This window comes from Pseudarthrobacter albicanus (genome assembly GCF_018224015.1).
In the GTDB taxonomy this organism is placed as follows: Bacteria; Actinomycetota; Actinomycetes; order Actinomycetales; family Micrococcaceae; genus Arthrobacter; species Arthrobacter albicanus.
Map to the genome: position 1 here is coordinate 1 of NZ_JAGPOT010000183.1, position 1571 is coordinate 1571.

A 1571-nucleotide genomic window follows, 5' to 3' on the forward strand; every position below is an offset into this window, starting at 1 on the left:
CCAGGAGAAACCCCGTGAGCACCGAAACCGCCAGGAAGCCCTCCGTCCTGTTCGTCTGCGTCCACAACGCCGGCCGCTCCCAGATGGCCGCGGCGTTCCTCACCACCCTCGCCAAGGGCGGGATCGAGGTCCGCTCCGCCGGGTCCCGGCCCGCGGACAAGGTCAACCCCGCCGCCGTCGAGGCCATGGCCGAGCTCGGCATCGACATGTCCGCCGAAATCCCGAAGGTCCTCACCACCGAGGCCGTCAAGGAATCCGACGTCGTGATCACCATGGGCTGCGGCGACGAATGCCCCTACTTCCCGGGCAAGCGCTACGAGGACTGGGTCCTGGAAGATCCCGCCGGCCAGGGCGTGGACGCCGTCCGCCCCATCCGCGACGAGATCAGGGGCCGCATCGAGGAACTCATCGCGTCCCTCACCCCCGCCGCCAAGTAACACCCGTACCGAGCACCAGGAGAGCATCGTGAGCACCGGCACCCGAAACACCGAACAGCTGATCATCATCGGATCCGGCCCCGCCGGCTACACCGCCGCCATCTACGCCGCCCGCGCCGGGCTGCAGCCCCTGGTCCTCGCCGGGTCGGTCACCGCGGGAGGTGCCCTGATGAACACCACCGAGGTGGAGAACTTCCCCGGCTTCCCGGCCGGCATCCAGGGACCCGAGCTCATGGACGGGCTGCAGCAGCAGGCCGAGAAGTTCGGTGCCCAGGTGGTGTTCGACGACGTCACGGAGGTCCGGCTCGCCGGGCACCTGAAGCGTGTGGTCACCGGCGGCGGCACCACCCACGAGGCGCCGGCGGTCATCCTGGCCACGGGCTCGGCCTACAAGGAGCTCGGCCTGCCGGAGGAAAAGAAGTTCAGCGGCCACGGCGTGTCCTGGTGCGCCACGTGCGACGGGTTCTTCTTCCGCGGGCAGGACATCATCGTCGTCGGCGGCGGGGACTCCGCCATGGAGGAAGCCACCTTCCTGACCCGCTTCGGGAAGTCCGTGACCGTCGTCGTCCGCAAGGGCGGGCTGCGCGCCTCCCGGATCATGGCCCAGCGCGCCAAGGACAACCCCAAGATCCGCTTCGCCTGGAACTCCGCCATCACGAAGATCCACGGCGACGGCAAGGTCACCGGCGTCACCCTGAAGGACACCATCACCGGTGAAACCCGCGAACAGGCCGCCACCGGCATCTTCGTCGCCATCGGGCACGTCCCGCGCACCGAACTCGTGGCCGGGCAGGTGGAGCTGGACGCCGAGGGCTACATCAAGGTCGACTCCCCCACCACCGTCACCAACCTCTCCGGCGTCTTTGCCTGCGGCGACGCCGTGGACCACCGCTACCGCCAGGCCATCACCGCCGCCGGCACCGGCTGCGCCGCCGCGCTGGACGCCGAACGCTACCTCGCCGCACTGGACGACGCCGACAGCATCGCCACCGCCCTGGTCGAGGAACCCACCCACGCCTGAGCACCACACGCCTGACAGGGACGGAGAGGGGGTGAGCCGAATGAGGAACGGATGCTGCGACGACGGCTCCTGCACCACAGATCAAGGCTGCTGCTGACACCCCGCTGCCTGCC

At 69.4% G+C, this 1571-nt stretch carries 2 protein-coding genes; both read left to right on the forward strand.

The genetic code is table 11. The features are described from left to right. Positions 1 to 14: 14 nt before the first annotated feature. Entirely contained in the window at positions 15 to 437 is a 423-nt protein-coding gene (locus J9611_RS21295; RefSeq protein WP_211883234.1) for an arsenate reductase ArsC, read from the forward strand. A 28-nt stretch (positions 438 to 465) separates the two neighbouring features. Continuing rightward, positions 466 to 1458 carry a thioredoxin-disulfide reductase gene (gene trxB / locus J9611_RS21300; RefSeq protein WP_211883236.1) on the forward strand — a complete coding sequence of 331 codons (993 nt, stop codon included), beginning with the start codon at positions 466 to 468 and terminating at the stop codon, positions 1456 to 1458. The last annotated feature ends 113 nt before the right edge of the window (positions 1459 to 1571 follow it).